Source organism: Actinomycetospora sp. (assembly GCF_055612215.1).
Genome location: NZ_JBVPVA010000817.1, coordinates 1 through 3,205, shown reverse-complemented (window position 1 = coordinate 3,205; position 3,205 = coordinate 1). Strand labels below are relative to the sequence as shown.

Annotated in this window: 4 protein-coding genes and 1 pseudogene; 4 read left to right on the top strand and 1 reads right to left on the bottom strand. The window is 75.4% G+C overall.

Annotation, left to right across the window (positions count from 1 at the left end):
- The 3 genes and pseudogenes from AC0CYZ_RS22305 to hisI all read left to right on the top strand — a co-directional run.
- Nucleotides 1-128 (top strand): annotated as a pseudogene (locus tag AC0CYZ_RS22305) (bifunctional 1-(5-phosphoribosyl)-5-((5-phosphoribosylamino)methylideneamino)imidazole-4-carboxamide isomerase/phosphoribosylanthranilate isomerase PriA); the annotation flags it as partial.
- 10 nt (nucleotides 129-138) lie between these two features.
- Nucleotides 139-912 (top strand): imidazole glycerol phosphate synthase subunit HisF, encoded by a 774-nt coding sequence (gene hisF / locus AC0CYZ_RS22300; RefSeq protein ID WP_472219368.1) that lies wholly within the window; start codon nucleotides 139-141, stop codon nucleotides 910-912.
- A complete protein-coding gene (gene hisI / locus AC0CYZ_RS22295) occupies nucleotides 909-1,295 on the top strand; it encodes a phosphoribosyl-AMP cyclohydrolase (RefSeq protein WP_472219366.1) in 387 nt (128 codons plus the stop codon). The genes hisF and hisI overlap by 4 nt, the downstream gene beginning before the upstream one ends.
- Here the strand turns inward: hisI and AC0CYZ_RS22290 are convergent.
- Nucleotides 1,288-2,205 (bottom strand): LysR family transcriptional regulator, encoded by a 918-nt coding sequence (locus AC0CYZ_RS22290; protein ID WP_472219364.1) that lies wholly within the window; start codon nucleotides 2,203-2,205, stop codon nucleotides 1,288-1,290. The two genes, hisI and AC0CYZ_RS22290, sit on opposite strands and share 8 nt — an antisense overlap.
- 74 nt (nucleotides 2,206-2,279) lie before the next feature.
- Here AC0CYZ_RS22290 and AC0CYZ_RS22285 point away from each other — a divergent pair.
- On the top strand, nucleotides 2,280-3,205 hold a 926-nt coding region (locus tag AC0CYZ_RS22285; protein WP_472219362.1), incomplete at its 3' end, for a DMT family transporter.

Below are 3,205 nucleotides of genomic sequence, written 5' to 3'. Positions count from 1 at the left end.
TCGCGACGCTGGACGACGTGCGGGCGCTCGCGGGCCTGGCCCAGGTGGGCGTCGAGGGCGCGATCATCGGCAAGGCGCTCTACGCGGGGGCGTTCACCCTGCCCGAGGCGCTCCGCGCAGCGTCGTAGGCTGATCGCCATGGGTGTGGCCGTCCGCGTGATCCCCTGCCTGGACGTCGACGCCGGCCGGGTGGTCAAGGGCGTGAACTTCGTCGACCTGCGCGACGCGGGCGACCCCGTCGAGATGGCCCGGCTCTACGACGCCGAGGGCGCCGACGAGCTGACCTTCCTCGACGTCAGCGCGTCGTCGGGTGAGCGCGAGACGACCTACGACGTCGTGCGCCGCACCGCCGAGCAGGTCTTCATCCCGCTGACCGTCGGCGGCGGGGTGCGCACGAACGACGACATCGACAAGCTGCTGCGCGCCGGGGCGGACAAGGTCGGGATCAACACCGCGGCCATCGCCCGCCCGGAGTTCCTCGGCGAGGCCAGCCGGCGGTACGGGTCGCAGTGCATCGTGCTCTCGGTCGACGCTCGGCGGGTGCCCGCCGACCAGCAGCCCACGCCGTCCGGGTTCGAGGTGACCACCCACGGCGGCCGGCGTGGCACCGGCATCGACGCCCTGGAGTGGGCGCAGCGCGGGGCCGAGCTCGGCGTCGGGGAGATCCTGCTCAACTCGATGGACGCCGACGGCACCAAGAACGGCTTCGACCTCGAGATGCTGCGCCAGGTCCGCGCCCTCGTCGACGTGCCCGTGATCGCCAGCGGCGGGGCGGGCGCCGTCGAGCACTTCGCCCCGGCCGTCGAGGCGGGCGCCGACGCGGTGCTCGCGGCCAGCGTCTTCCACTTCGGGATCATGCGCATCGGCGAGGTCAAGGACGCGCTGCGCGGCGCGGGCGTGGAGGTCCGGTGACCGGCGGAGACGCAGCGCAGCGGAGCTCGACCATCGAGACCGCCCCCGTCCTCGACCCGCAGCTCGCGGCCCGCCTCAAGCGCACCGCCGACGGGCTGGTCTGCGCGGTGGTGCAGCAGTACGACACCCGCGAGGTCCTCATGGTCGCGTGGATGACCGACGAGGCGCTGGCCCGCACGCTCGCCACCCGCGAGGCCACCTACTGGTCGCGCTCGCGCGGCGAGCTGTGGGTCAAGGGCGCCACCAGCGGCCACACCCAGGCCGTCCGCGAGGTCCGGCTCGACTGCGACGGCGACACTCTGCTCGTCCTGGTCGACCAGCAGGGCGCGGCCTGCCACACCGGGGACCACACCTGCTTCGACGCGGACGTGCTGCTCAGCTGACGTCGGGGTGGCGCGCCTCGGCGGTCGCCCGGAACGCCCGGACGGCGGCCCGCACGGCCGGCGTCTCGCGGTCGGTGCGCCACACCGCGTCGACGGTGCGCGAGAGCACCGGATCCGTCTCGACCATCCGCACCCCGGCCGGGATCGCGGGGCGGGCGAGGCGCGGGATCATCGCCGCGAGGCCGGCGCCCGCCACGAGCTCGAGGTGGATCGCGAACCCGCAGACCAGGCAGGTGACCCGCGGCTCCACGCCCTCGCGCCGGAGGCGCTCGACCAGCCAGTCGTGGGCCCGGGTGCTGCTGGTGTCGGCGACCCAGGTCAGGTCGGCACCGACCAGGTCGGAGAGCGCCACCCGGCCCGTCGCGGCCAGCGGGTGCTCGCGGGGGAGCGCGAGGTCGAGGATGTCGTCACAGAGCCGGGTGCGGCTCGTCCGGGCCGGCACGGGGGCCGGGAGACCGTCCCAGTTCTCGACGACGGTCAGGTCCAGGTCCCCGTTGACCAGCGCCGGCAGGGTCTGCTCGGCCTCCCCGTCCTCGAGCAGCACGACGAGGTCGGGGTGGGCCCGGCGCAGCCGCGCGAGGGACGCCGGCGCCAGCGCGTGCACGGTCGTCGGGATGGCCCCGATGCGCACCGGGCCCACGACGTCGTCGTCGAGCCGGTCGAGGTCGCGACGCGCGACCGCGAGGCGGTCGAGCACGGCCGCGGCGTGCTCGGCGAGGACCAGCCCCGCGGGCGTCAGCCGGATCCCGCGCCCGGCGGGCTCGGTCAGCGCCGCGCCCGCCTCCCGCTCCAGCGCCGCGAGCTGCTGCGAGACCGCCGACGACGTCAGGTGCAGGCTCGCGGCCGCCTTCCCGACGGTGCGGTGGGTCGCGACGGCGTGCAGCGCCTGCAGGCGCGTGGTCCCGAACACATCAGAGAACGTAACGGTTCTCGGCCAGAAGTCCGCGCTGGTCCTGAACGATCGCCGGGATCACCCTGGAGGCCGTGACGCTGCCCGCCCCGACCGCCACCCCGACCGCCACCCGGCGGGGCCCGCTCGATCCGCGGCTCCTCGCGATCGCGGGCAGCCTGTGCATCGCCGTCTCACCGATCCTCATCGCGCTCTCGGGCACCTCCCCGGGCACCGCGACGACGTTCCGCTGCCTGCTCGGGCTCCCGGTGCTCGTCCCGATGGGGCTGCTGGAACGCCGCCGGCGCCGGCGGGTGCAGGCCGCGGTCCACGCCGAGGTGCCGCGCGGCCGACCGTGGCTGGTCGTGCTCGGCGGGCTGCTGCTCGGGGTGGACATGACGCTGTGGACCGGCGCCATCCACGCCGTCGGCGCCGGGGTCTCGACGGTGCTGGTCAACGTCCAGGTCGTGATCCTGCCGCTGCTCGCGTTCCTCGTGATCGGCGAGCGGATCCGGCCGTCGTTCCTGCTGGCCGTGCCGGTGATGCTCGGCGGGGTCGCGCTCGCCGGGGGACTCGCGGACGGCGGCGGCGGCGCGGCCCACCCGGTGCTCGGGACGGTCCTCGCCCTGATGGCCGCCTTCGCGTACGCCGGCTACCTGCTCCTGCTGCGCCTCGGCTCGGCGCCGGGGGAGAAGTCCGGGCCGGTCGCGCTCGCGACGGCCGCCGCGGCGGTGAGCGCGTTCGTCCTGGGCTCGCTGTGGGAGGGCGTGGACCTGACCCCCGGCTGGCACGCGCTCGGGTGGCTCGCGCTGCTCGCCCTGATCGGGCAGTGCATGGGGTGGGTGCTCATCGCGGGCGGCATGGCGCGGCTCCCGTCGTCGACCGGCGCCTCGATCCTGCTGCTCCAGCCGGTCGGCGCGGTGCTGCTCGGGATGCTCGTGCTCGGCCAGTTCCCGACCACCTGGCAGCTCGCGGGCTGCGCCGTCGTCATCGGGGCGGTCGCGTTCGCGGTCCGCACCCG